Genomic DNA, 21,383 nt, shown 5'->3' with positions numbered 1-21,383 from the left:
GCCGCGACCTCAGCCGCGCGCCACGGCCGCGCGGCCGAAGTGCAGCACTCCGTCGTTCACCCGGCTCAACCGCATGTCCGCCAGATCCAGCAGGTAGTTCTGGCGCATCATCCACGGCCGCCGCCCGCCTTGCTTCGGCAAGACGGCGGCGGCCCGTTTGATGTAGCCCGACTGCAGGTCCACGATGGGCCGCGACCGGCCCGCGCCCGCGGCCGAGGCCTCGTCCGGCACGCAGAACGCGAACCCGTGCCGGTCCAGGTACGCGAGCAGGCGGCACACGTACTGCGACGCCAGGTCCGCCCGCAGCGTCCACGAGCTGTTCGTGTACCCCACGCACCACGCGAGGTTCGGCACCCCGCCGAACATCGTGCCCTTGTACGTCCGCTGCTCGCCCGGCTCGATCGCGCGTCCGTCGACCGTCAGCGCGATCCCGCCGAACGCGACCAGGCGGAGCCCCGTCGCCGTCACGATGATGTCGGCCGCCAGCGAGCGGCCGGAGTCCAGCGCCACGCCGGACGAGGTGAACCGCGTGATCCGGTCCGTCACGATGTCCGCCCGGCCCGAGCGCAACGCCCGGAACAGGTCCGCGTCCGGCACCAGGCACAACCGCTGGTCCCACGGGTCGTACGACGGCACGAAGTGCGGGTCGACCGGGATCGACGGCGGCAGCTGCGCCGCCACGCGCTTGCGCAGCGCCTGCGCCGCCCGGCCCGGCAGCCGCCGCAGCAGCTGGAAGTACAGCGTGCCCAGCACCACGTTCTTGCCGCGGACCACCCGGTGCGCCGGCTTCTCCGGCAGCAGCTTCCGGAGCCGGTCGGCCAGCGCGTCCCGGCCCGGCCGCGCCACGATGTACGACGGCGATCGCTGCAGCATCGTCACGTGCGAAGCGCGCGACGCGAGCGCCGGGACCAGCGTCACCGCCGTCGCCCCGCTGCCGATCACCACGACCCGCTTGCCCGTGTAGTCCAGCGATTCCGGCCAGTGCTGCGGATGCACGATCTCGCCGCCGAACTCGGCGCGGCCGGGGAAGTCGACGACGTGCCCGGACTCGTACGAGTAGTAACCGCTGCACAGGTACAGGAACCGGCAGGTGAACGTGGCGCCGTGCGCGGTCGAGACCGTCCACCGCGCGGCCGGCGACGACCACGACGCCTGCACGACCCGGTGCCCGAAGCGGATGTGTGCGGTCACCCCGAAGGCCTCGGCCGTCGAGCGGATGTAGCTCAGGATCGACGGCCCGTCGGCAATCGCCTTCGGGTCCGTCCACGGCCGGAACGGGTAGCCGAGGGTGAACATGTCCGAATCGGACCGGATGCCCGGGTACCGGAACAGGTCCCAGGTGCCGCCGACGGTGTCGCGTGCCTCCAGCACCGCGTACGTCTTGCCCGGCAACCGCTCCTGCAGCCGGCAGGCCGCGCCGATCCCGGACAGGCCGGCGCCCACGATCAGGACGTCCACGTGCTCGGCAACGGTCATGACCAGCAGCCTAACCGAGGTGGGTCCCCCGCCGGACCGGGTCGGGGCACCGGTCCGGCGGGGAGGCCTCGCCTACACCAGGACGAGTTTCGTCGCGCCGAACGTGCCCCTCACCGGCACCACCACGGACCGGCCGCGCACCGTCACCGTGACGCTGTCCTGCAGCTGCGTCGGATCCGACACGGCGAGCTGGGTCCGGGCCCCGCAGCGCCCGAACGCCACCGACGCCGGTCCGGACACGCTCAGCTCGCCCACCGAGCCCGCCGCGAAGAAGTTCGCCAGCACCGTGCCGCCCGCCACGCGGATCGCCTGCGCCACCGGGGTGTTCGCCAGCACCCGCCACGCCCACGACGCCGCGACCGTGCCGATCACCGAAGCGCCCGGCAGCACCGCGTACGCGTACTTCGCGTCCGTCGGGTTCACTCCGTGCTCCAGGATCAGCTTCTGGTACCGGCGGGTGTGCGGGGTCGTGGTGCCCTTGGTGTTGGCGCCGGTGTCGATGTCGCGCCACGCCCCCGTCCGGTCTTCGCGCAGGGCCGTCACCGAAGCGTCGTCGAGGAGCACGTACCCGCCGACCTTCTCCAGGTGGACCCAGCGAGGGTGACGCAAAGCCGCCGCCTTACCGAGATCGGCGGGCACGCGCCGGCCGTCCGAGAGGAGCACCCCGCGGCCACCCTCGCCGAGGTTGCGGTTCTCGATCGTCGTGCGCACCGCGTAAGAGGACGTGCCCGTGATCCCGGCACCGAGGCAGACGATCCCGGCCGGGGTGAAGAACCACGATTTCTTTGCGACCAGCGACCCGTCCCAGTTCTCGAAGTCGAACGCCCAGGCGCCGTGCCGCGCGTCCCAGCGGACACCGCCGGTGTGCGCGTTGGGCCCCACCGGCACGCCGCCGAACCCGGGGTCGACCGGGCCGTCGTGCTCGGTCGTGCCGGGCAGCAGCAGCGGGTCGATCGTCGGCCAGTAGGCGTCCGTGTAGTGCCCCTTGGCGTTGGGCAGGAACGTGTAGAGCACGCCGTCGCCGACGTGGTGGCCCTTGAGGTTCTGGCCGTTGATGGCCTCGTAGCGCGAAATCCGGGTCGAGCCGACGCCGAGCGAAGCCGACCAGCCGTCGGTGACGTGGACCAGCCGGTCCTGCTGACCGAAGACGCGGTGCGTTGCCTCGCCCCGCGCCGGGCGCGCCCCCGACGCCAGCAGGTCCTGCGCGAACTCGATGCCCGGCGTCGCCACCAGGTCCGGGCCGGGCGCGAACCGCTCCGGGTCCGGGATCTTCAGGAACGGCGCGTACTCGCCTTCCTTGATCCACTTCGCGGCCAGCGCGTTCAGGCAGGTCTTCGGCTTGCCCGACGCCGTCCGGGCCAGCACCAACGTGGCGACGGTGAGCTGGTGGCCGATGTCGTGGCCGGTCTCGCCCTGGCGCGACAGCATCCGGCCACGCACCGGCTCCATCAGCGCGCCCGCGTAGACGAAGGGCGCGAAGCTGTCCTCTACCAGCGCGTAGACCTTGTCCTTCAGCGGCTGCGGGAGCGCGTACTCGGTGCCGTGCGTGACGTGGATGACGCCGGCGAGCGCCGTCAGCAGCACGATGCCGTAGTGCCCGGCGTACGGGATGGTGTCGTGCTGGATGAACGAGCCGTCGACGTGGAAACCGTCCCCCGCCGCGCGATCCAGCTTCGCGACGACGCTCGCCGCGCCCCCGCCCGCGACGTCGGTGAGCGCGTCGACGCCGGTCTTGATCCACGCCGTGTCACCCAGCATCGCGCCCGACACGATCGAAATGAGCGCCTTGTCCGCGCGGTTGGCGCCGGTTTCGATCACCGACGGGTTGTTCGCCCGCAGGTTCGGGTTGCCGGCGAACCGCTTGACCGGCGCCAGGTAGCGGGCCAGCTGCTCCGCGGCGAGCTGGTCGGCGACCACCGACAGCGTGTGCAGCAGGTAGTACGGAATGCCGATTTCGTAGGTGTACCAGTTGCCGATCTCGCCGACGTTTTCGTTGTACTGGGCGGCGTGGAGCAGTTCCAGCGCGGCCTCGATGCGGCCGAGCACCACCGGGTCCCCGGCCAGCGCACCGCCCGGCGTGCCCCAGTCGACGGCGATCGCGCGCAGCCGCGCGTACATCGACGTCGTGTAGCCGCTGCCCGGGCCGAGCGGCAGATCCGTCCACAGTGGAGTCCCGCCCCCGGCGACGGACAGGCTTGCGTCGTACGCTTTGGCGACGCGGCCGAGGTTGGCCAGCGCCTCGGTGCGTTCCGGCGACGGCCGGTTGATGCCGGTCTGCAGCTGCCGGTACGCGGCGACGATCGCCGCGGTCGCGGTGGGCACCGGGCTCGCCGCCTTCGCAACGGGATCGGCCGCGGGATTGGCCGCCGCCGCCGCGGCGCTCGCGCCGGAGGCCGGGCGGGTCAGGAGCACGGTGGAAGCGGCCGCCAGGGCACCACCGCGCAGGACATTTCTCCGGTTCACAGGCATGACAATGCCTCCCATGATCAAGACAACTTTGGCTTGCAGGGAACGGAATTCAGTTGTGCGGCGGCGGATTGGTCTTCCGGGAGCCACCTTCGAGGCATGCCCCGAAGGTGACTTCCACGGCTCTCGGCCACGGAAACTGTCGGTGCCGAGCGATAGAGTGGAACCGGGGGGCGCCCCCGCGCGCTCGGGGGGTGCCGGGTCAGTGGTGCGGGGTCCGTGGTGCGGGGTCAGTGGTGCGGGGTCGGCGGCCCGGAAACTGTCGGTGCCGCGCGGTAATCTGGAACCGGGGGGCGCCCCCGCGGCGTCAGTGCGGCAGGGGCGGCCGGGTCAGCGGGCGCCGTCGGTGCGGCGGGGCAGTTGCCAGGGGTTGGCCTCCTGCAGGGGTTCGGGCAGCAGGGCGTCCGGGAAGCCCTGCCAGGCGATCGGGCGCAGGAACCGCTCGATCGCCGCGGTGCCGACCGATGTCGTCGCCGGGGCGGTCGTGGCCGGGTACGGGCCGCCGTGCTGCTGGGCCCAGCTCACCGTCACGCCGGTGGGCCAGTCGTTCCACAGCAGCCGTCCGGCGATGCGGGCCAGCCGCGGCAGCACCGGCCGGATCCAGTCCACATCGGACTCTTCGCCGTGGATCGTGGCGGTGAGCCCCGGTTCGACGACGTCGAGCAGGCGCAGCAGCTCGGCCTGGTCGGCGTAGGTGACGATCAGCGACGCCGGCCCGAAGCACTCCTCGTGCACGGCGGCGCCACCCTCGAGGAACTGCTTGCCGGTGGTGGCCAGCAGCGTCGGCGTGAACGCGGGCGAGGCGGACGGCGACTCGGCGACGACCTCGACGCCCGGGACCTCGCGCAGCTTGGAAAGCTGCGCCGAGTAGCCGCCGGCGATGCGGTCGTTGAGCAACAGCTGCGCCGCGGCACCGTCCAGCGCCGAACGCAGGGCATCGGTCAGGCCGTGCTCCTCCGGCAGGAACAGCAGGCCCGGCTTGGTGCAGAACTGGCCGGCGCCGAGGGTGAACGATCCCGCGTAGCCCTTGGCCACGGCTTCCCCGCGCGCGGCGACCGCGGCCTCGGTGACCACGACCGGGTTGACGCTGCCCAGTTCGCCGTAGAACGGGATCGGCCGCGGCCGCGCGTTCGCGATGTCGAACAGGGCCCGTCCGCCGGGGATCGAGCCGGTGAAGGACGCCGCCGCGATCCGCGGGTCCTTCAGCGCGGTGACGCCTTCCTCCTGGCCGAAGATCACGTTGAACAGCGCGGCCGGGGCGCCCGCCTTGATCAGCGCCTCCCGCACGATCGAGCCGGTCCGCGCGGACAGCTCCGGGTGGCCGGGGTGGGCCTTGAGGACCACCGGGCAGCCCGCGGCCAGCGCGGACGCGGTGTCGCCGCCGGCGACGCTGAACGCGAACGGGAAGTTGCTCGCGGCGAACACCAGCACCGGCCCGATCGCGGTCTTGACGCGGCGGATGTCCGGACGCGGGCCCATCGGCCAGTCCGGGTCGGCGTGGTCGACGGTGGCGCCGAGGTACTCGCCGTCGGAGAGGACCTCGGCGAACAGGCGCAGCTGGAACGTCGTGCGCTTCAGCTCGCCGGCCAGCCGCGGTGTCTCGGGCAGGTGCGTCTCGGCGTGCGCCAGCGGGACCAGTTCGCCCGCGGCGGCGTCGAGGGCGTCGGCGACGGCGGTCAGCCAGCCGGCGCGTTCGGCCGGGGTCGCCTCGGCGGCGGGACGGGCCGCGTCGGCGGCTCCCGCCAGGATCTTTTCGAGCGTGGCGGCATCGGTGGCCTGGCTCATCGGTGGAACAGCTCCTCGATCGGTTTCCGGGTCCGGGGGCGGGCCCCGGATAGCTCAGTGCGTCTCGTGGGCGGCGGCGGTGGCCGCTTCCAGGTCGTCCCAGCGACCCGGGCCGGCCAGGCCGAGGTGGTACAGGTGCAGCTCGGCGGTGCCCGCCTTGGCCAGCTCGCCGACGTAGGCGGCGATGTCGGGCACCGGCGCGGCGGCGACCGCCGTGATGTAACTCCCGATCGCCACGCGTTCGGGCAGGGCGTCCCGGGCCGCCGCGACGGCCTCGGCACCCGTGGCGGGGGCCCACCCGAACAATACGACCGCGTCGACGTCGTCGGGTGCCGACGGGGTCAGCCCGGGCAGCGCGCCGGTGACCCACGGGTCGAGCGCGCCATGCAGCACGATCCGGATGCCCGGCGGCAGCGTGGCCAAAACCGCGGCCCGCAGCTCGTCGGTGGCCCGCTGCCGGACGCGCAGCAGCAGCTGGGTGAGCTCCGGCGGCAGGTCATCGGCCGTCAGGCCCAGGTCGCCGGTGGCGATCAGCCGCCGGACCTCTTCGACGAGCTGCGCCCGGACGGCGTCCGCATCGACTTGCCACGAAGAAGCACAGGCGTCGCAGCAGCAGATCGACAGCAGCCGGGCCACCGCGGGCGCCCACACGCCGTCGGTCTTCTCGTGCTGGTGCTGGTGCACCGCGCCGAGCGGGCCGCAGGCTTCGAGGATCACCGAAGCCAGCTCGAGCCCCGCGACGGCTTCCGCGGTCACCTTCGCCGCGTACTCGCGCACGGCGGGCTGCGAAGGGCACAGCGCCCACGGGTAGGCCTCGCCGAAGCAGTTGCGGACCACGACGTCCGGGTGCTCGTAGCCGAGCTGGGAGTTGTGGGTCAGGACGATCCAGGCGGCGGCCGGGATCCCGGCTTCGTTGAGCAGCCGGACGGCGTCGCCCCCGGCGTCCTCCGGCGCCATCCAGTCCGGAGTGGACGGTCGCAGCGCACCCCACCCGTCCGGGCGCACCGGCCGGTAGAACGCCGCGTGCCGCGCCACGACGGCCGTCCGGGACGGCGACCACGGCGTCGCCGCGCGGGCGCTGTGGTACGACAGCGCCACGGCCACCTCGTCGACGCCCAGTGCCCGGGCACGCGCGGCGAACTCGTCCTCCAGGACGTCCCAGGGGTAGGCGTATCCCGTCACCTTCACCGGTTCACCACCTCGCCGTGTTCGGCTCGAACCCGGGAACGTAGTTCCGCATGTAGGTCCCGTCGTCCCGCTTCGTCAGTCCACATCGGACGTAGTTCTCGTGCAGCTTCGCCAGCGCGTCCTCGTCGAGGGTGATGCCGAGCCCGGGGGTCGTCGGCACCGCGACGGCTCCGCCCCGGAACTCCAGCACGCCGGGCTCGATGACGTCTTCGACCTTCCACGGCCAGTGCGTGTCGCAGGCGTAGGTCAGGTGCGGCGTCGCCGCGGCGACCTGCACCATCGCGGCCAGGCTGATCCCGAGGTGGCTGTTGGAGTGCATCGACAGGCCGACGCCGAAGCTCTCGCACGTCACCGACAACGCCTGCGTTGCGCGCAACCCGCCCCAGAAGTGGTGGTCCGACAGCAGCACGCCGATCGCCCGCGCCCGGAAGCCCGGCTCGATGTCGCCGAAGTTCACCACGCACATGTTGGTGGCCAGCGGCATGGACGCCTGCTCGGCGACCCGTGCCATGCCCTCGATGCCCGGCGTCGGGTCCTCCAGGTACTCCAGCACCCCGTCGAGCTCACCCGCCACCCGGATGCTCGTCTCGACCGTCCAGGCGCCGTTCGGGTCGATCCGCAGCGGGTGCCCGGGGAACGCCTCGGCCAGCGCGCGGACGCCGTCAATCTCCTGAGCGGGCTCGTAGACCCCGCCCTTGAGCTTGATCGACTTGAACCCGTACTCGTCGAACATCCGCTTCGCCGACCCGACCAGCGTCTCGGGCGTGGTGATCTCGCCCCAGGAGTCTTCGCGGCCGTCGATGTGCTTGCCGTACTTGTAGAACAGGTACGCGGAGAACTCGACGGCGTCGCGGGCCCGGCCGCCGAGCAGGTCGGTCACCGGGCGGCCCAGGCAGCGCCCCTGCGCGTCGAGGCAGGCGACCTCGAACAGCGAGTACACGCTCGCGATCGTCTTGCGGATGGAGAACCCGCCGATCAGGCCGTGCGCGTCGGTCAGCACCGTCTCCGACAGCGCTTCCGCCACCAGCCGCTGCAGGCCGGGCAGGTCGAACACGTCGTGGCCGCGCAGCCGCGGCAGCACCTTGCGCACCTCGCCGAGGAAGGCGTCGTCGCCGTAGGACTCGCCGAGCCCGACGATCCCGTCCTCGCACTTGACCTGGACGACGCTGCGGAGCGCGAACGGCTCGTGCACGCCCATGACGTTGAGCAGCGGCGGGTCCGCGAACGCGACCGGGGTCAGCACCACGTCGAGGATCTGCATCAGCCGAGCCCCTTCAGCGTCAGGAAACCGTCCTCCACGACCTTCTCCAGCCGGCGGATCTGCTCCGGTGTCGGCTCGACCAGCGGTGGCCGGACCGGGCCGACCTTGTCGCCGCGCAGCCGGGCGGCGGCCTTGACCAGCGAGACGGCGAAGCCGGGCGTCTCGTCCCGCAACGCCACCAGCGGCAGGTAGAACCCGGTCAGCAGGGCGTCCATCACCCGCGTGTCGCCTTCGCCGAGCGCGCGGTGGAACCGGTGCGCGATCTCCGGCGCGAAGCAGTGCACGGCCGAGGAGTACCGGGCGACGCCGATCGCGGCGTACGCCTTGGCCGAGACCTCCGCGGTCGGCAACCCGTTGAAGAACAGGAAGTCCCGCGCCCGCTCGGTGTCCAGTGCCCGGATCGTGGTGACGATCCGGGTCATCGCCTCGACGTCGCCGTAGCCGTCCTTGAGCCCGGCCACCGACGGGATGTCCAGCAGCGAAACCGCGGCCGGCGCGGTGAACACGCCGGTGCCGCGGTGGTAGACGATGACCGGCACCGACGAGTCGCCGACGGCGTACCGGACGAAGTCGACCAGGCCCGCCGACGGCCCGGTGACGAGGTACGGCGGCAGCAGCAGGACGCCGTCCGCGCCACCCGCCTGAGCCGCCGCGATGCCGGCCCGCGCCGACGCCGCACCGCCCCCGGCGCCCACCCAGACCGGGACACGGCCGCCGGCCACCTCCCGGGCCCGGGCGAGCACCGAGGCGTGCTCGGCGGGCGAGAGCGAGCTGAACTCGCCGGTGCCGCACGCCACGAACAGCGCACCGGCGCCCGCCGCGATGTGGCTCTCCACGTTCTCCGCGAGCGCGTCGAGGTTGACCTCGAGGTCCTCGGTGAACGGGGTGAGGGGGAACGCCAGCAGGCCGTCCAGCTCGATCTCGTTCTGTGCCATCTGTTTTCTGCTCTCTCGTCCTTTTTCGGGTTCGGCCGGGTCTGGCCTGGCTCAGGCGGGCACGGTCGTGCCTTCCTGCTTCCGGTCGACGTCGTCGTCGGCTTTGTTCACGGTGTCGACGATCTCATCGGCGACTGCACTGCGCTCGGGGGCGAGCAGCCCGAGGCCGACGTAGAGCGCGAGCGAGACCAGGATCGGCGTCGCGACGAGCACGGTCTGGTTCGCCTCGAAGACGTAGTACACCAGTGCGTAGTCGATCAGGCCGCCCGCCCAGGAGATCAGCGCCGCCCGGGGGCCGCACTTGCGGAACCACGGCAGCATGCCCAGCAGCAGCGGGATCGAGATCGGGCCCATCAGCGCGGCCACCCAGTTGACGACGATCTGCAGCACGCCGCCGAGGTTCTGCGCCTGGGTGGCCACGAGCATGGTCAGCGCGACGAAGATCACCGTGGTGACGCGGGCCGCCTTCAGGCCCTGGACGTCGGTCCACTGCCGGGTCCGGCGGAACATCGCCGGGATCATGTCGCGGGTGATGACCGCGGAAATCGCGTTGGCGTCGGAGGAGACCATCGCCATGGTGTGCGAGAAGATGCCGGCCAGCACCAGGCCGATCAGGCCCGGCGGCAGGAACGTCGTGGTCATGATCGCGTACGACTGCGTCGGGTCCTTGACGCCGGGGATGAGCAGCGGCGCCGCGAACATCGGGAACATCAGCACCAGCGGCCACAGCAGGTACAGCGCGGACGAAAGCCGCGCGCTGCGCTTGGCCTCGTGGGTGTTCGGCGCGGCCATGTACCGCTGCGCCAGGTTCCACATGCCTCCGTTGTACTCCAGCGTCTTCACCAGCACGTAGATGAGCAGGAAGATGGTGGTGTACCTGGACGTCACCGGGTCGACGTGGCCCGCGGGCAGCTTGTCCCACATCGTCCAGAGCGCGGAGATCCCGCCCAGCTTGCCCAGCACCACGACGATCATCACGATCGCGGCGACGGCCTGGATGACGAACTGGCCGAAGTCGGTGAGCGCGTCGGCCCACAGGCCGCCGATGGTGCAGTAGATCAGGGTGACCGCGCCGGTGATGAGGATGCCGAGGTTGTAGTCCAGCCCGGCGAACACGTGCAGCAGCGTCGCGACAGCGAACCACTTGGCCGCGATGTCGAAGATCTTCAGCAGGCTGCCGCTCCAGGCCAGCGCCTGCTGCGTCGGCACGTTGTACCGCTTGGCCAGGTACTCCAGCGGCGAAGCGACGCCGAGCTTCGAGCGCAGCCGGTTCCAGCGGGCCGCGAACAGCCAGCTGCCGATGCCCACGCCGATGCCGATGCTGGCGAAGCCCCAGAAGTACACGGTGACGCCGCTGGTGTACGCGACGCCCGCGTACGCGACGAAGAGCACGGCGCTGTAGCCGGACATGTGGTGCGAGATGCCGGCCAGCCACCACGGCATCTTGCCGCCGGCGGTGAAGAAGTCCTTCACATCGCTGACCCGTTTGTGCGACCACCAGCCGATCACGATCATCAGCGCGAAGTACGCGCAGATCATCGTCCAGTCGAGTGCGTGCACCGCAGGCTCCCTTCCGCGTCCACGTCGATGTGGTCCCCCAGGCTCGCAGGTGTTCACATCTATGAACGGAGTCTGTTATAGTGATTATGTTCATCTATAAGAACGTTGTTCGGACGCTAATATGGCCGGGGTCACAAGTCAACGGCCGGACGGAGGAGCACAAATGCCGCAGAAGGTGGACAACGCGGCGGAGAGCGCCCCGGCCGAGTCCTCGGGCGTCAAGTCCGCGCGCCGGGCCGTCGACCTCATCGAGACGTTCGCGGCGAACGACGTCTGGCTGTCACTGTCGGACCTGCACGCCCGCACCGGCTTCCCGCGCTCGTCGCTGCACGGCCTGCTGCGGACGCTCCTGGAAGCCGGCTGGCTGGAGGCCGACGCCAACACCGCCCGCTACCGCCTCGGCGTCCGCGCGCTGATCTGCGGCACGGCGTACCTGGACCGCGACGCCGTCGTCCCGTTCGCCACCGAAGCACTGGAGCGCATCCGGGAGAAAACCGGCTTCACCGCGCACTTCGCGCGTCGCAACGGCACCGAGGTCGTCTACCTGGAAACGCGCGAGTCACAGCGTTCGACGCACCTGGTCTCCCGCGTCGGGCGCACGCTGCCCGCGCACGCGACCGCGCTGGGCAAGGCACTGCTGGCCGAACTGACGCACGACGAGATCGAAGCGCTGATGCCGTCGACGCTGCCCGCGCTGACCCCGAACACCATCACCACGCTCGAAGCCCTGCACGCCGAGTTCGCCGCCACCCGCGAACGCGGGTACGCCGCCGAGGTCGAGGAAGGCACGCTGGGCGTCCGGTGCGTCGCCGCGGTGATCCCCTACCGCATCCCGGGCACCGACGCGATCAGCTGCTCGATGCCGATCGCCCAGGTGACCGACGACGACGCCCGCCGCGTCGGCGAGCTGCTCGCCGAGACCACCGCCGAGCTCGGGCAGCAGCTGCGCCGGGCCGGCATCCGTTAACTCTTCTGTGTGAGTAGTCCTTCTGTGTGAAAGGAACCCCATGACGGACCAGCGCGTGCTCATCACCGGGTCGGCGGGCGTCGTCGGCACCCTGATGCGCCCCCGCCTGCGGCGCCCCGGCCGGGTGCTGCGCCTGCTCGACCTGGCCCCGCAGACGGCGTCTTCCGACAGCGAGGAGATCGTGACCGCTTCGGTCACCGACGCCGCGGCGATGGCCGCGGCGTGCGAGGGCGTCGACGCGCTGATCCACCTGGGCGGGCACAGCCGCGAGAACTCCTGGGAAGCCACCCTCGACGTCAACATCAACGGGACGCAAAAGGTCCTGGAAGCGGCGCAGGCCGCCGGGATCCGGCGGGTGATCCTGGCGTCCAGCAACCACGCGGTGGGCTTCCGCCGGGTGGATTCCGACCTCCCGGCGGACTCCTCACCGAGACCGGACACGTACTACGGCGTCTCGAAGGCGGCGATCGAAGCGCTCGGGAGCCTGTACCACTCCCGGTTCGGCATGGACGTGATCGTCATCCGGATCGGCTCGTGCTTCGAGACACCGTTGCCGCTGGGACCGCGTGGTTTGGCGACGTGGCTCTCCCCCGACGACGGCGCGCGGCTGTTCGAGGCGTGTCTCTCGGCGCCTTCACCGGGGTACCGGCTGATCTGGGGCGTCTCGGACAACACGCGCCGGATCTACTCGCTGGAAGAGGCCGAAGCGCTGGGCTACAAGTCCTTGGACGACGCGGAGGTGTACGCGGACCAGCTGGCTTCGAAGCCGGCCCCGACCGGCCCGGCCGCCGAGTACGTCGGCGGCCCGTTCTGCACGGCACCCCTCGGCGTCTTCAACCCGCTCTGAGTCCCCAGCGCCCCAATGTGGCCTTGGTTGCGTCCAACGCACCCAATGTGGCCTTCGGTGCGTCCAACGCACCGAAGGCCACATTGGGGCGCTGGCGACCGGACAACAAGCGGGCCAGAAGTTCAGTGCACCCAGGGCGGTCAGCGCTGACGGTGCGACCGCCGTGCGGCCCGTCGTGTGCTGGTAGCGCCGCACGATGTCACCACACCGGGACCGGCGCCCCATCCGGCGCTCGGCTCGCAGCAGCCGGTTGCGCCGTGGCGGCGGGAAGGTCGCGGCCAGGCGGGCCAGCAGTTCCCCGCGGTCGACGCCGGCGGCACGCATCACCCAGTCGGCGCCGGGATCGAGGGCGACGAGCGCCAAGGCGAGGTGTTCGACGCGGTGCCGGCGTTCCCGGCGGGCGAGCGCGAGCCGCAGGGATGCGGCGTAAGCGGCTTGGACATCCAGGCCGATCGGCGGCTCGGCCCTGGCACACCGCCGCCGGGCCTTTCCCGCGCCCAGCGGAAACACGAACTCCTTGGACGGCGGCCGGTCCGCGAGCGCACCCGGCAGCGGCCCGAGGTCGACGCCGAGCGCGGCCAGCGCCTCCCGGTCGGCGGCCACGCCCGCGCCGTCCGGGGCGGCCCGGCGCACAACCTGCTCGATGCCGCCGAGCCCGGACAGTGGCCCTTCGGTGAGGGCGAGCAGCAGGTGTTCGCTGCCGACCCGGGGGTGCCCGAGCTCTTGTGCGAGCCGGTACGCCCGGATCATCGCCCGCCCCACCGCGGGGTGGTCACCCTGGAACATCAGCCCTCCCGGCCGCGGTGCTTGCGGTGCACGGTCTGCTTGGTGACGCCGAGCCGCTCGGCGATGTCCTGCCACGACCAGCCGGCCCGCCGCGCGGCCGCCACCCGGTCGGCTTCGAGCTGCTCGGTCAGCCGCCGCAGCCGCGCGACGGCCCGCAGTGCGACGTCCGGATCGGTGCTGCGCACGGCGTGGTCGAGGTCGGTCGGCAAGGTCACCGCGTCAGCATATGCTGACATCCGCGAGGTCGTCAACACATGCTGACGGGGTACTAGTACCTTTGCGGCTTCCCCCGCTCCGGCGGCCCCGCCAGGGTGGCGGCCATGATCTTGAAATCCCGCCGCGCCCGGAAGTGGACGATCGTCGTGGCGAGCCTGCTGGTCGTCGTCCTCGCCGGCGCCTACACGCTGCTGCAGGTCGCCGGCTCGCGGACGTTCCAGTTCTTCGGCACCCTCGTGAACCGCGTCGAAACCAGCGAGAAGATCGTCGCCCTCACCTTCGACGACGGGCCCGATCCCGCGGGCACCAGCACGATCCTGGACACGCTGAAGAGCCGTCAGGTGCCCGCGACCTTCTTCCTCATCGGCCGGGACATCGCCGCGCACCCGGACCTCGCCCGCGAGATCGCCGCCGCCGGGCACGAGATCGGCAACCACAGCTTCAGCCACGACCGGATGATCGGCGTGACGCCGTCCTGGGTGGCCGACGAGATCGAAGCCACCGACGCCCTGATCCGCACGACCGGTTACACCGGCGACATCCACTTCCGGCCGCCGAACGGCAAGAAGCTCTTCGCCCTCCCCCGCTACCTCGCCGCGCACAACCGCGTCACGATCACCTGGGACGTCGAACCGGACTCCGCCGGCATCCCCGGTGCCGCCACCATCGAGCAGGACACCATCGGCCAGGTGCGGCCCGGTTCCATCATCCTGCTGCACGCGATGTACCCGGCACGCGAGCAGACCCGCCTCGCGCTCGGCCCGGTCCTCGACGGGCTCAAGCAGCGCGGCTACCGGTTCGTGACCGTGTCGCAGCTGCTGGCAGCTCGACGCTGACGACCCACTCGCCGTCCCGCGGGCCGTGGATCAGCGCGCCCCCGGCGGCCGCGGCCTGCTCCGCGAGCCCGGCCAGCCCGTAGCCGCCGCCTGCAGGTGACGTTCCCTTGAGCGCGTTCCGCGCTGTGATCGTCACCCGCTCACCGGCTCGGACGTCCAGGCGCAGCCGGACGCCGGGGCCGTTGTGCCGCAAGGCGTTCACCGCCGTCTCGGCGATGAACCGCTCGGCCAGCTCCCGCACCGGGCGCGACAGTTCGGGCAGCACCGGGTCGCGGTCGAGGACCAGTCCGGCGGTGCGGAGCCGGGCCAGCACCTCGGCGAGGTCCGGAGCGCGGTCGGCGTCGTCGCGCAGGTCGTCCAGCGTGCGGCGGACGAGCGTGAGCGCGCCTCGGCCGGCCGCCAGGAGGGTGTCGAGGCGGGCCCGGTCGGCGTCGGTCAGGTCGCCGACCGCGCGCAGCGTCTCGGCCTGCACGAGCATGACGGCCGTGGTCTGGGCGAGCGTGTCGTGCAGCCGCCGGGCCGCCCGCTCGGCCCGGTCGGCGAGCGCGCGACGGCGTTCGGCACCCAGCAGCCAGGCCACCGCGGCGATCGCGACGGCGAGGACCGTGCCGTCGAGCAGGCCCTTCGCCGGGAACACGGCGGCCCCGACCACCAGGGCCGCGGTGGCCGCGAGCCACCGCCGCGGCGTGCTGTAGAGGGCGAGCAGCACCGGCACGTACATCGTGTTGCGCGGCTGGTCGAGCAGCAGGTGCCCGGCTGTCGCGAGGGTCACCACGACGAGCACGAGGGCCGGCGCGCGGCGGGACCACAGCAGCGGGACGAGCTGGGCCGCGCTGAGCCCGGCCGCGAGCCACCCCTGCTGCGGCGTCCACGCCCCGCTGGCGAGGAACACCGCGGCCACCGCCGCCGTCGTGACGAGAGACTGACGCATGGCCCGACAGTAGAGTGCGGGGCATGATCCGGGTTCAGGTCGTCGACGACCACGCGCTGGTGCGCGAGGGCATCGCGCTGATCCTGGGCGCGCAGCCGGACCTCGACGTGGTCGCGCAGTACGCGAGCGGACCGGAGCTGCTCTCCTCGTCCGTGGCGGCCGACGTCGTGCTGCTCGACCTCTACCTGCCCGGGATGGACGGCCTCGAAGTGCTGCGCCGGCTCGGGCCCGCGGCCCCGCGCGTGCTGATGCTGACGACGGTCGGCCGTCCCCGGGAAATCCGCGAAGCCCTCGGCGCGGGCGCGGCGGGGTTCGTGCTCAAGGACGCCTCGGGCGACGAGCTCGCGGCTGCCGTCCGGGCGGCCCACCAGGGCGTGACGGCACTGAGCCCGGCGGTGGCGTCGGCACTGAGCGCCGGCGGTGCGCTGACACCGCGCGAGCGGGACGTGCTGGAGCTGCTGGGCGAAGGACTGTCCAATCGCGACATCGCGGTCCGGTTGCGGCTGGCCGAGCGGACGGTGAAGGTGCACGTGGGGAACGTGCTGGCCAAGCTCGGCGTGACCAGCCGCACCCAGGCGGCACTCGTGGCCCGGGACCGCTGAGACGGCCGGGCCGGGCGCGACTTGTACGGCCCGTGTACGCCACCGGGTTAACGTCGCGCGCCATGTCGAACCAGTGGAAACTGCTCTCGCTCGGCGTGTTCGCCGCCCTCGCGGCCACAACGGTCACCACGGTCACCGCCACCGAAGCGGCCGCCGCGCCGAACACCTACTACGTCGACCAAACCCTCGGCAACGACAACGCCGCCGGGACCCAGGCCGCGCCCTGGAAGTCCCTCGCCAAGGTCGCCGCGACCGAACTGAAGCCCGGCGAAACCGTGCTGCTGCGCCGGGGCCGGACCTGGACCGGCGGGCTCACCGTCTTCGGCAAGGGGTCGGCCTCCGCGCCGGTGACCATCGGCGCGTACGGGGACGGCGCACGTCCGATCGTGCAGGGCAACGAAGAGGCCTGCATCGCCCTGCCCGGCGACTACACCACCGTGCAGGACCTGCAGATCGGCGTCGCGGCCGACGCCGGGCGCTGCTCCTGGGCCGGCGTCGAAGTCGGCGGTGACCACAACAAGGTCCTGTCGAACTACATCACCGGAGCCGGCGCGGGCGTCTACATCGCGCCGAGCGCCGACGGCACCGAGGTCACCCAGAACGACCTCGTCGACAACAACCACATGACCGTCGTGACACCGGGTGGCAACGACGACTCCGGCGCCTTCGCGATCTTGGTGCAGGGCAACGGCTCGGACATCGGCTGGAACCGGATCAGCGGGTCGATCGCGGTGAGCGAAGACTTCGGCGGCCTCGACGGCGCCGCGGTCGAGATCTTCTACGGTTCGGACAACGTCATCCACCACAACATCTCCGAGGACAACGAGTCCTTCACCGAGCTCGGCACCGACGCGGACGACCCGGACGGCGTGTCCCGCAACAACGTCTACGAGTACAACGCGGTCTTCGGCGCCAAGACCCGCGGCGGCATCGTGACGCGCGGCGCCCAGGACGGCAACGGCCCGGTGACCGGCACGGTCTTCCGCAACAACTCCCTCCGGCTCGGCCACGCCGAATCCGAAGGGTTCGTCTGCTACGGCGGCTGCACCAACCAGACGCTGAAGCTGACCCAGAACGTGATCCAGTCCGCGATGAAGGTCGGGTACGCCGACACCGGCTGGACCGCGACCGACCACAACGTCTTCTTCGGCGGCCAGCGGCAGTTCACCCCGGGCGCCACGGACAAGGTCGCCGATCCGAAGTTCACCTCCGCGACGAACCTGATCCTCAGGACCGGCAGCCCGGCCATCGGCCTCGGCGTCACGAAGTACGCGGACATCGACGTCGACGGCAACGCGATCGGCACCCGGATCGACGCGGGCGCCTACCAGTTCACCCCGTGACGTAGCGCGTCAGCATCGCCACCATCTCGTCCTCGAGGCGCCGGGCGTCGACGGGATCCGGCTCGGCGAGCAGGTCGTGGACGGCCAGCTCCACCGTCGCGATGACCAGGCGGGCCGCCGTTCCGGTGTCGGCGACGCGGACCTCGGGGTGGCCCTCCAGGAGGGCGCGGGTGTGGCCGACCATGGTCCGCTTCACCCGGCCGACCCGCTCGAGCAGCTCGTCCGACCGCGGGGCCTGCTCGAGCAGCATGCGCAGCAGGTGGGGATCGTCGAGGTGGGCGTCGACCGCGAGCCGGACGAAGATGCGGAAAATCTCCTCGATCGAATCGGGCAGCGGGCCGGTCAGGACCTTCGCCGCGGCCGCCGTGCCGTCGTCGAGGTGCCGGGTCAGCAGCTCGGCGAGGATCGCGTCCTTGTTCGGGAAGTACTGGTACAGCGAGCCGATCGAGATCCCGGCGCGCTCGGCGATGCGGTTGGTGGTGCCGGCGGCGTAGCCGTGGTCGGCGAAAACGTGAGCAGCCGCGGTCAGGATCCGCTGCCGGGTCAGCTCGGCGCGGACCTGACGCGGCTGTTTACGTGGCTGGATGCGGCGCTGGTCCGGCGTCACGGATCCTCCGGGGAAAGCGAGTAGTCAAGACCTGAATATTTGCTCATAATTGTGCCATGACCAGCACAAATACACTGCGCCGCGTCTCCGCGGCCGAGGTGCGGGCCCGGCTGGGCGAGCCGGAAGAGATGATCAAGGCCAAGATCGGCGACCGCATCGACGCCCACGCCCGCCGCTTCATCGCGCACTCGCCGTTCCTGACGCTGGCCACCGCCGACGCCGCGGGCCGCGCCGACTGCTCCCCTCGCGGCGACTACCCCGGCTTCGTCAAGGTGCTCGACGAGCGCACGCTCGCGCTGCCCGACCGGCCCGGCAACAAGATTGCCGACTCCTTCCGCAACATCGCCGAGAACGACGGCGCCGGCCTGCTGTTCTTCGTCCCCGGCATGCGGGAGACGTTGCGGGTCAACGGCAGCGCGTACGTCACCGACGAGCCGGACGTGCTCGCCCGGATGCGCACCGAAGCGAAGGCGCCGGCCCTGGCGATCGTCGTCGACGTCGCCGAGGTGTACTTCCACTGCGGCCGCGCGCTGGTCCGGTCGCGCCTGTGGGACCCGGCGAGCCAGGCGCTGGCGGCGGAACTGCCGTCGGCAGGCGAGATCGCCGCCGAGAAGATGAACCTCGACCCGGCGCTGCTCGACCAGCTGCTCGAAGCCGGTTACCGGAAGCTGTACTGACATGACGGACATGCAGAAGACGATCCTGGAGCGCGTCGAGCACGTCACCGAAGACGTCGTCTCGCTGGTCCTGCGCGGCGACGAAGGCCCCTTGGCCCCGTGGGAGCCGGGCGCGCACATCGACCTGGAGCTGCCGAACTGGCTGACGCGGCAGTACTCGCTGTGCGGCGATCCCGGCGACCGGTCGGCCTACCGCATCGCCGTCCGCCACGACCCGCTGAGCCGCGGCGGCTCGGAGTACGTCCACCTGTTCCTGCGGCCGGGCCGGACGCTGTCGGTTTCGCTGCCCCGCAACCACTTCCCGCTGCGGCCGGCGCCGGAGTACCTGTTCCTGGCGGGCGGCATCGGGATCACGCCGATCGTGCCGATGCTGCGTTCCGCCGTCGCTTCCGGTGCCGCGGTGACGCTGGCGTACGCGGGCCGGACCCGGCCGTTCGCCGCGGAACTCGCCGCGGAGTACGGCGAACGCGTCCGGTTCGGCCGCCCGGACCTCGCGGCGCTGGCCCGGGAGTTCCCGGCCGCGGCCGTCTACTGCTGTGGCCCGGCGTCCATGGTGGACGCGGCCGAGGCGGCGTTCCCGCGGGTGCACACCGAACGCTTCGAGCCCACCCGCCGGACGTTCGGGCCCGCCACCCCGTTCGAGGTGGTGTGCGCCCGATCCGGGACGACGATCCCGGTCCCGGCGGACGAGCCGTTGCTGGACGCGCTGAACCACGCCGGGAAGCCGGTGCCGTCGGCGTGCCGGGAAGGGGTGTGCGGCAGTTGCGAGGTCGCGGTCGTCGCGGGCGAACCCGACCACCGCGACGACATCGGTGCCGCTCCGGGCCGGATGTACCCGTGCGTGTCCCGTGCGCGGTCACCCCGCCTCGTGCTGGACCTCTGACCGATCAGCCGGTAGCTCGTGTCGACCCTTCGATCACGCGTGTCGACCTCGCAATCACGCGTGTCGGCGGTTCCGTCACGGGGTGGCGGTGACGTGGGTGAGGGTGACGGGGACCTTCGGGGGACCGCTGCCGTCGCCGATGCCGGGCTTGGCCGGGTCGGTTCCGGCGCGGGCGATGACGTCGAGGGTTTGCAGGCCCGGGTCGTCGATGCTGCCGAACACCGTGTACTCGGGCGGGATGTCGATCTCGCCGAAGACGAGGAAGAACTGGGAACCGCAGGAGTCCGGGGCGGTCGACTTCGCCATCGCGAGGACGCCGCGGCCGTACGTCAGGCCCGGGAACACCTCGTCGCGGATCGTGTAGCCCGGGCCGCCGGTGCCGTCGCCGACCGGGTCGCCGCACTGGAGCATCTGCAGTCCGGTGCTCACCGCCAGCCGGTGGCACGACGTGCCGTCGTAGAAGCCCTGCTTCGCCAGGCTCAGGAAGTTCACCACGGTGCACGGCGCCAGCGCGCGGTCCAGGGTGAGGCCGATGGCGCCCGCGGTCGTCGCCAGCCGCACGTCGGCGGTCCCGGCCGACGGCGCCGGGCCGTCGGGCGGCAGGGCGACCTTCTTCGGCGCCGGCACGCCGGGGTCCGGGGTGAACGCGCACGTCACCGGGTCGGCCAGCGGCTTCGGCCGCTTCGGCATCGGCGCCCGGCCGCCGGGGATCGCGGCCGGCGGGCGGGCCACGGTCGCCGGCGGGGAACTCGACGGGGAACTCGACGGCGTGGTGGCCCGGAACACGACGCCGGCTTCGCCGTCCGGCTCACGCAGGAACCCGGGATACCCCCAGGCCAGGAACGCCAGCACCATCACCACGACGACCACGGCCGACCCGGCGACCAGCACCACGGCCGCCGGGGACAGCTGCTTCGGCGGCACCGGTGGCTGCCACTGCGGGTAATGGTGCGGCGGTCGGCCGTGCCCGGGTCTGCCGTCCGGCTCGCTCATCCACGCTCCCTCGTCGGAGAGCACCATTCTGCCGTCAAAGTCACCTCCCCCGTGCGAAAACACCCGATCACGGCAAACCCCACGGCACGCTCGCCCCGCCCGGCGCGACCGGCCGGACGCCGAAGTCCGGCCGATCCCCCTTCGGGAAGACGAACGCGTCTTCGCCGCACCCGAGTTCGACCTGGACGTCCCCGTTCGCCAGCCGCCGCCAGCGCCGGGCCCGGCCGCGCGCGTCGGTCACCGCGAGGTCGCCGTCGATGCCCGGCCGCAGCACGCACGGCGCCCCGGCTTCGCTGTGCACCTTCAGCCAGCGCGTCTTCCCGCCACCAGCGCCGGTGGTCCGGGGTGAGCGCGGCGAACTCCCCCGCCCGGCGGACCGTGCCCAGCGCCCGCGTCACCGACGTCTTTCGGGGTGCGACCAGGCCACCGACGTGTACAGCGTCCGTGCGCCGCCGCGCGTGACCTCGCGCCAGGCCGTCACGTGCTCGCCGCCGGCCAGCGGCTGGACGGCCAGGTGCGCGTCTCCGCTCGCCGACAGCTGCACCGGCGGGTTCGCGGTGTACCCGGCGGGCGGCGGCTTGTTCCACACCGGGGTCGGCGCGCGGGCTGACCGCCACCGCGGGGTGGAACACTCACGCGAACCCGCGTTCCCCTTCGGCCGGATTTCGACGGCGAGCAGCGACTGTCCGTTGTGGACGATCGCACGCAGGCCGGGCCAGGCCGAACAGGGAGCCGAACTCCGGGCGGCGGTCCTGGACCTGGCTGTGCTGGACGTTGAACCGGATGGCGTTCCGCCCCGGCTCGGCGTAGATGCCGGAGCCGAGGAACCCGTTGCCCAGGAACGGGCCCTCCTACCAGGTCTTCGGCAGCCGCCGCCAGCAGAGGTCCGCGGTGCCCAGGAACCCGGCCCAGCCGAAGCCGTCGCTGCCGGGTGCCGCTTCGGCGAACCCCGGGGTGAGCCCCGTGGCGATCCCGGCGAGCACGGTTCTGCGGGTGATGTCCATTCGACCTCCTCGTCGAAGCG

The 21,383-nt window shown here is 71.9% G+C and carries 21 protein-coding genes and 1 pseudogene; 7 read left to right on the top strand and 15 right to left on the bottom strand.

Translation table 11 applies throughout. The features are described from left to right. Nucleotides 1-9: 9 nt before the first annotated feature. From ACLJQE_RS20340 to ACLJQE_RS20310, 7 genes are all read right to left on the bottom strand, one after another. A complete protein-coding gene (locus tag ACLJQE_RS20340; RefSeq protein ID WP_410640871.1) occupies nucleotides 10-1,476 on the bottom strand; it encodes a flavin-containing monooxygenase in 1,467 nt (488 codons plus the stop codon). Nucleotides 1,477-1,548: 72 nt separating this feature from the next. Next, nucleotides 1,549-3,945 (bottom strand): polysaccharide lyase 8 family protein, encoded by a 2,397-nt coding sequence (locus ACLJQE_RS20335; protein ID WP_410640870.1) that lies wholly within the window; start codon nucleotides 3,943-3,945, stop codon nucleotides 1,549-1,551. A 327-nt stretch (nucleotides 3,946-4,272) separates the two neighbouring features. After that, a complete protein-coding gene (locus tag ACLJQE_RS20330) occupies nucleotides 4,273-5,727 on the bottom strand; it encodes an aldehyde dehydrogenase (NADP(+)) (protein WP_410640869.1) in 1,455 nt (484 codons plus the stop codon). Between the two features lie 54 nt (nucleotides 5,728-5,781). Next, entirely contained in the window at nucleotides 5,782-6,915 is a 1,134-nt protein-coding gene (locus tag ACLJQE_RS20325) for a hypothetical protein (RefSeq protein ID WP_410640868.1), read from the bottom strand. A gap of 4 nt (nucleotides 6,916-6,919) precedes the next feature. Further along, nucleotides 6,920-8,176, bottom strand: a complete 1,257-nt coding sequence (locus ACLJQE_RS20320; protein WP_410640867.1) for a glucarate dehydratase family protein — start codon at nucleotides 8,174-8,176, stop codon at nucleotides 6,920-6,922. Then, nucleotides 8,176-9,111, bottom strand: a complete 936-nt coding sequence (locus ACLJQE_RS20315) for a 5-dehydro-4-deoxyglucarate dehydratase (RefSeq protein WP_410640866.1) — start codon at nucleotides 9,109-9,111, stop codon at nucleotides 8,176-8,178. Before ACLJQE_RS20315 ends, ACLJQE_RS20320 begins: the two co-directional genes overlap by 1 nt. Before the next feature lie 51 nt (nucleotides 9,112-9,162). Continuing rightward, nucleotides 9,163-10,671, bottom strand: coding sequence for a sodium:solute symporter family protein (locus ACLJQE_RS20310; protein ID WP_410640865.1), 1,509 nt, complete (start codon nucleotides 10,669-10,671; stop codon nucleotides 9,163-9,165). A gap of 163 nt (nucleotides 10,672-10,834) precedes the next feature. Between ACLJQE_RS20310 and ACLJQE_RS20305 the strand changes: the two genes are divergently transcribed. Beyond that, nucleotides 10,835-11,638, top strand: coding sequence for an IclR family transcriptional regulator (locus ACLJQE_RS20305; protein WP_410640864.1), 804 nt, complete (start codon nucleotides 10,835-10,837; stop codon nucleotides 11,636-11,638). Between the two features lie 40 nt (nucleotides 11,639-11,678). Beyond that, on the top strand, nucleotides 11,679-12,485 hold the full coding sequence (locus ACLJQE_RS20300; protein WP_410640863.1) for an NAD-dependent epimerase/dehydratase family protein: 807 nt from the start codon (nucleotides 11,679-11,681) through the stop codon (nucleotides 12,483-12,485). A gap of 678 nt (nucleotides 12,486-13,163) precedes the next feature. Here the strand turns inward: ACLJQE_RS20300 and ACLJQE_RS20295 are convergent. After that, a pseudogene (locus ACLJQE_RS20295) lies at nucleotides 13,164-13,235 on the bottom strand (Clp protease N-terminal domain-containing protein); the annotation flags it as partial. Nucleotides 13,236-13,270: 35 nt separating this feature from the next. Continuing rightward, a complete protein-coding gene (locus ACLJQE_RS20290) occupies nucleotides 13,271-13,480 on the bottom strand; it encodes a helix-turn-helix domain-containing protein (protein ID WP_410641152.1) in 210 nt (69 codons plus the stop codon). Between the two features lie 111 nt (nucleotides 13,481-13,591). On the opposite strand from ACLJQE_RS20290, the gene ACLJQE_RS20285 reads away from it, so the two are divergent. Then, entirely contained in the window at nucleotides 13,592-14,323 is a 732-nt protein-coding gene (locus tag ACLJQE_RS20285) for a polysaccharide deacetylase family protein (protein ID WP_410640862.1), read from the top strand. On the opposite strand, the gene ACLJQE_RS20280 is transcribed toward ACLJQE_RS20285, so the two are convergent. Next, nucleotides 14,265-15,254 (bottom strand): histidine kinase, encoded by a 990-nt coding sequence (locus ACLJQE_RS20280; RefSeq protein ID WP_410640861.1) that lies wholly within the window; start codon nucleotides 15,252-15,254, stop codon nucleotides 14,265-14,267. The genes ACLJQE_RS20285 and ACLJQE_RS20280 overlap by 59 nt on opposite strands. A gap of 23 nt (nucleotides 15,255-15,277) precedes the next feature. On the opposite strand from ACLJQE_RS20280, the gene ACLJQE_RS20275 reads away from it, so the two are divergent. Continuing rightward, the gene (locus tag ACLJQE_RS20275) at nucleotides 15,278-15,856 is read left to right on the top strand and encodes a LuxR C-terminal-related transcriptional regulator (RefSeq protein ID WP_410640860.1); all 579 of its coding nucleotides are present in this window, start codon (nucleotides 15,278-15,280) and stop codon (nucleotides 15,854-15,856) included. Between the two features lie 62 nt (nucleotides 15,857-15,918). Continuing rightward, nucleotides 15,919-17,199: a right-handed parallel beta-helix repeat-containing protein gene (locus tag ACLJQE_RS20270; RefSeq protein WP_410640859.1), complete on the top strand. Its 1,281-nt coding sequence runs from the start codon at nucleotides 15,919-15,921 to the stop codon at nucleotides 17,197-17,199. Here ACLJQE_RS20270 and ACLJQE_RS20265 read toward each other — a convergent pair. Then, on the bottom strand, nucleotides 17,189-17,806 hold the full coding sequence (locus ACLJQE_RS20265; RefSeq protein ID WP_410640858.1) for a TetR/AcrR family transcriptional regulator: 618 nt from the start codon (nucleotides 17,804-17,806) through the stop codon (nucleotides 17,189-17,191). The two genes, ACLJQE_RS20270 and ACLJQE_RS20265, sit on opposite strands and share 11 nt — an antisense overlap. A gap of 56 nt (nucleotides 17,807-17,862) precedes the next feature. Between ACLJQE_RS20265 and ACLJQE_RS20260 the strand changes: the two genes are divergently transcribed. Together ACLJQE_RS20260 and ACLJQE_RS20255 are read left to right on the top strand one after the other, a co-directional pair. Then, a complete protein-coding gene (locus ACLJQE_RS20260; protein ID WP_410640857.1) occupies nucleotides 17,863-18,483 on the top strand; it encodes an MSMEG_1061 family FMN-dependent PPOX-type flavoprotein in 621 nt (206 codons plus the stop codon). Nucleotides 18,484-18,493: 10 nt separating this feature from the next. Further along, nucleotides 18,494-19,366 (top strand): PDR/VanB family oxidoreductase, encoded by an 873-nt coding sequence (locus ACLJQE_RS20255; RefSeq protein WP_410641151.1) that lies wholly within the window; start codon nucleotides 18,494-18,496, stop codon nucleotides 19,364-19,366. Between the two features lie 75 nt (nucleotides 19,367-19,441). Here the strand turns inward: ACLJQE_RS20255 and ACLJQE_RS20250 are convergent, their stop codons facing one another. The 4 genes from ACLJQE_RS20250 to ACLJQE_RS20235 form a co-directional block, all read right to left on the bottom strand. Beyond that, entirely contained in the window at nucleotides 19,442-20,359 is a 918-nt protein-coding gene (locus ACLJQE_RS20250; RefSeq protein ID WP_410640856.1) for a peptidylprolyl isomerase, read from the bottom strand. A gap of 67 nt (nucleotides 20,360-20,426) precedes the next feature. After that, the gene (locus ACLJQE_RS20245; protein ID WP_410640855.1) at nucleotides 20,427-20,660 is read right to left on the bottom strand and encodes a hypothetical protein; all 234 of its coding nucleotides are present in this window, start codon (nucleotides 20,658-20,660) and stop codon (nucleotides 20,427-20,429) included. Nucleotides 20,661-20,753: 93 nt separating this feature from the next. Further along, nucleotides 20,754-20,948: a hypothetical protein gene (locus tag ACLJQE_RS20240; RefSeq protein ID WP_410640854.1), complete on the bottom strand. Its 195-nt coding sequence runs from the start codon at nucleotides 20,946-20,948 to the stop codon at nucleotides 20,754-20,756. Nucleotides 20,949-21,210: 262 nt separating this feature from the next. Then, entirely contained in the window at nucleotides 21,211-21,363 is a 153-nt protein-coding gene (locus tag ACLJQE_RS20235) for a hypothetical protein (protein WP_410640853.1), read from the bottom strand. Between the last annotated feature and the right edge of the window lie 20 nt (nucleotides 21,364-21,383).

Source organism: Amycolatopsis sp. lyj-346, from assembly GCF_046548975.1.
Classification (GTDB): Bacteria; Actinomycetota; Actinomycetes; order Mycobacteriales; family Pseudonocardiaceae; genus Amycolatopsis.
Note: the sequence above shows the minus strand (reverse complement) of the source record. Positions and strands in the feature narration are given on the sequence as shown.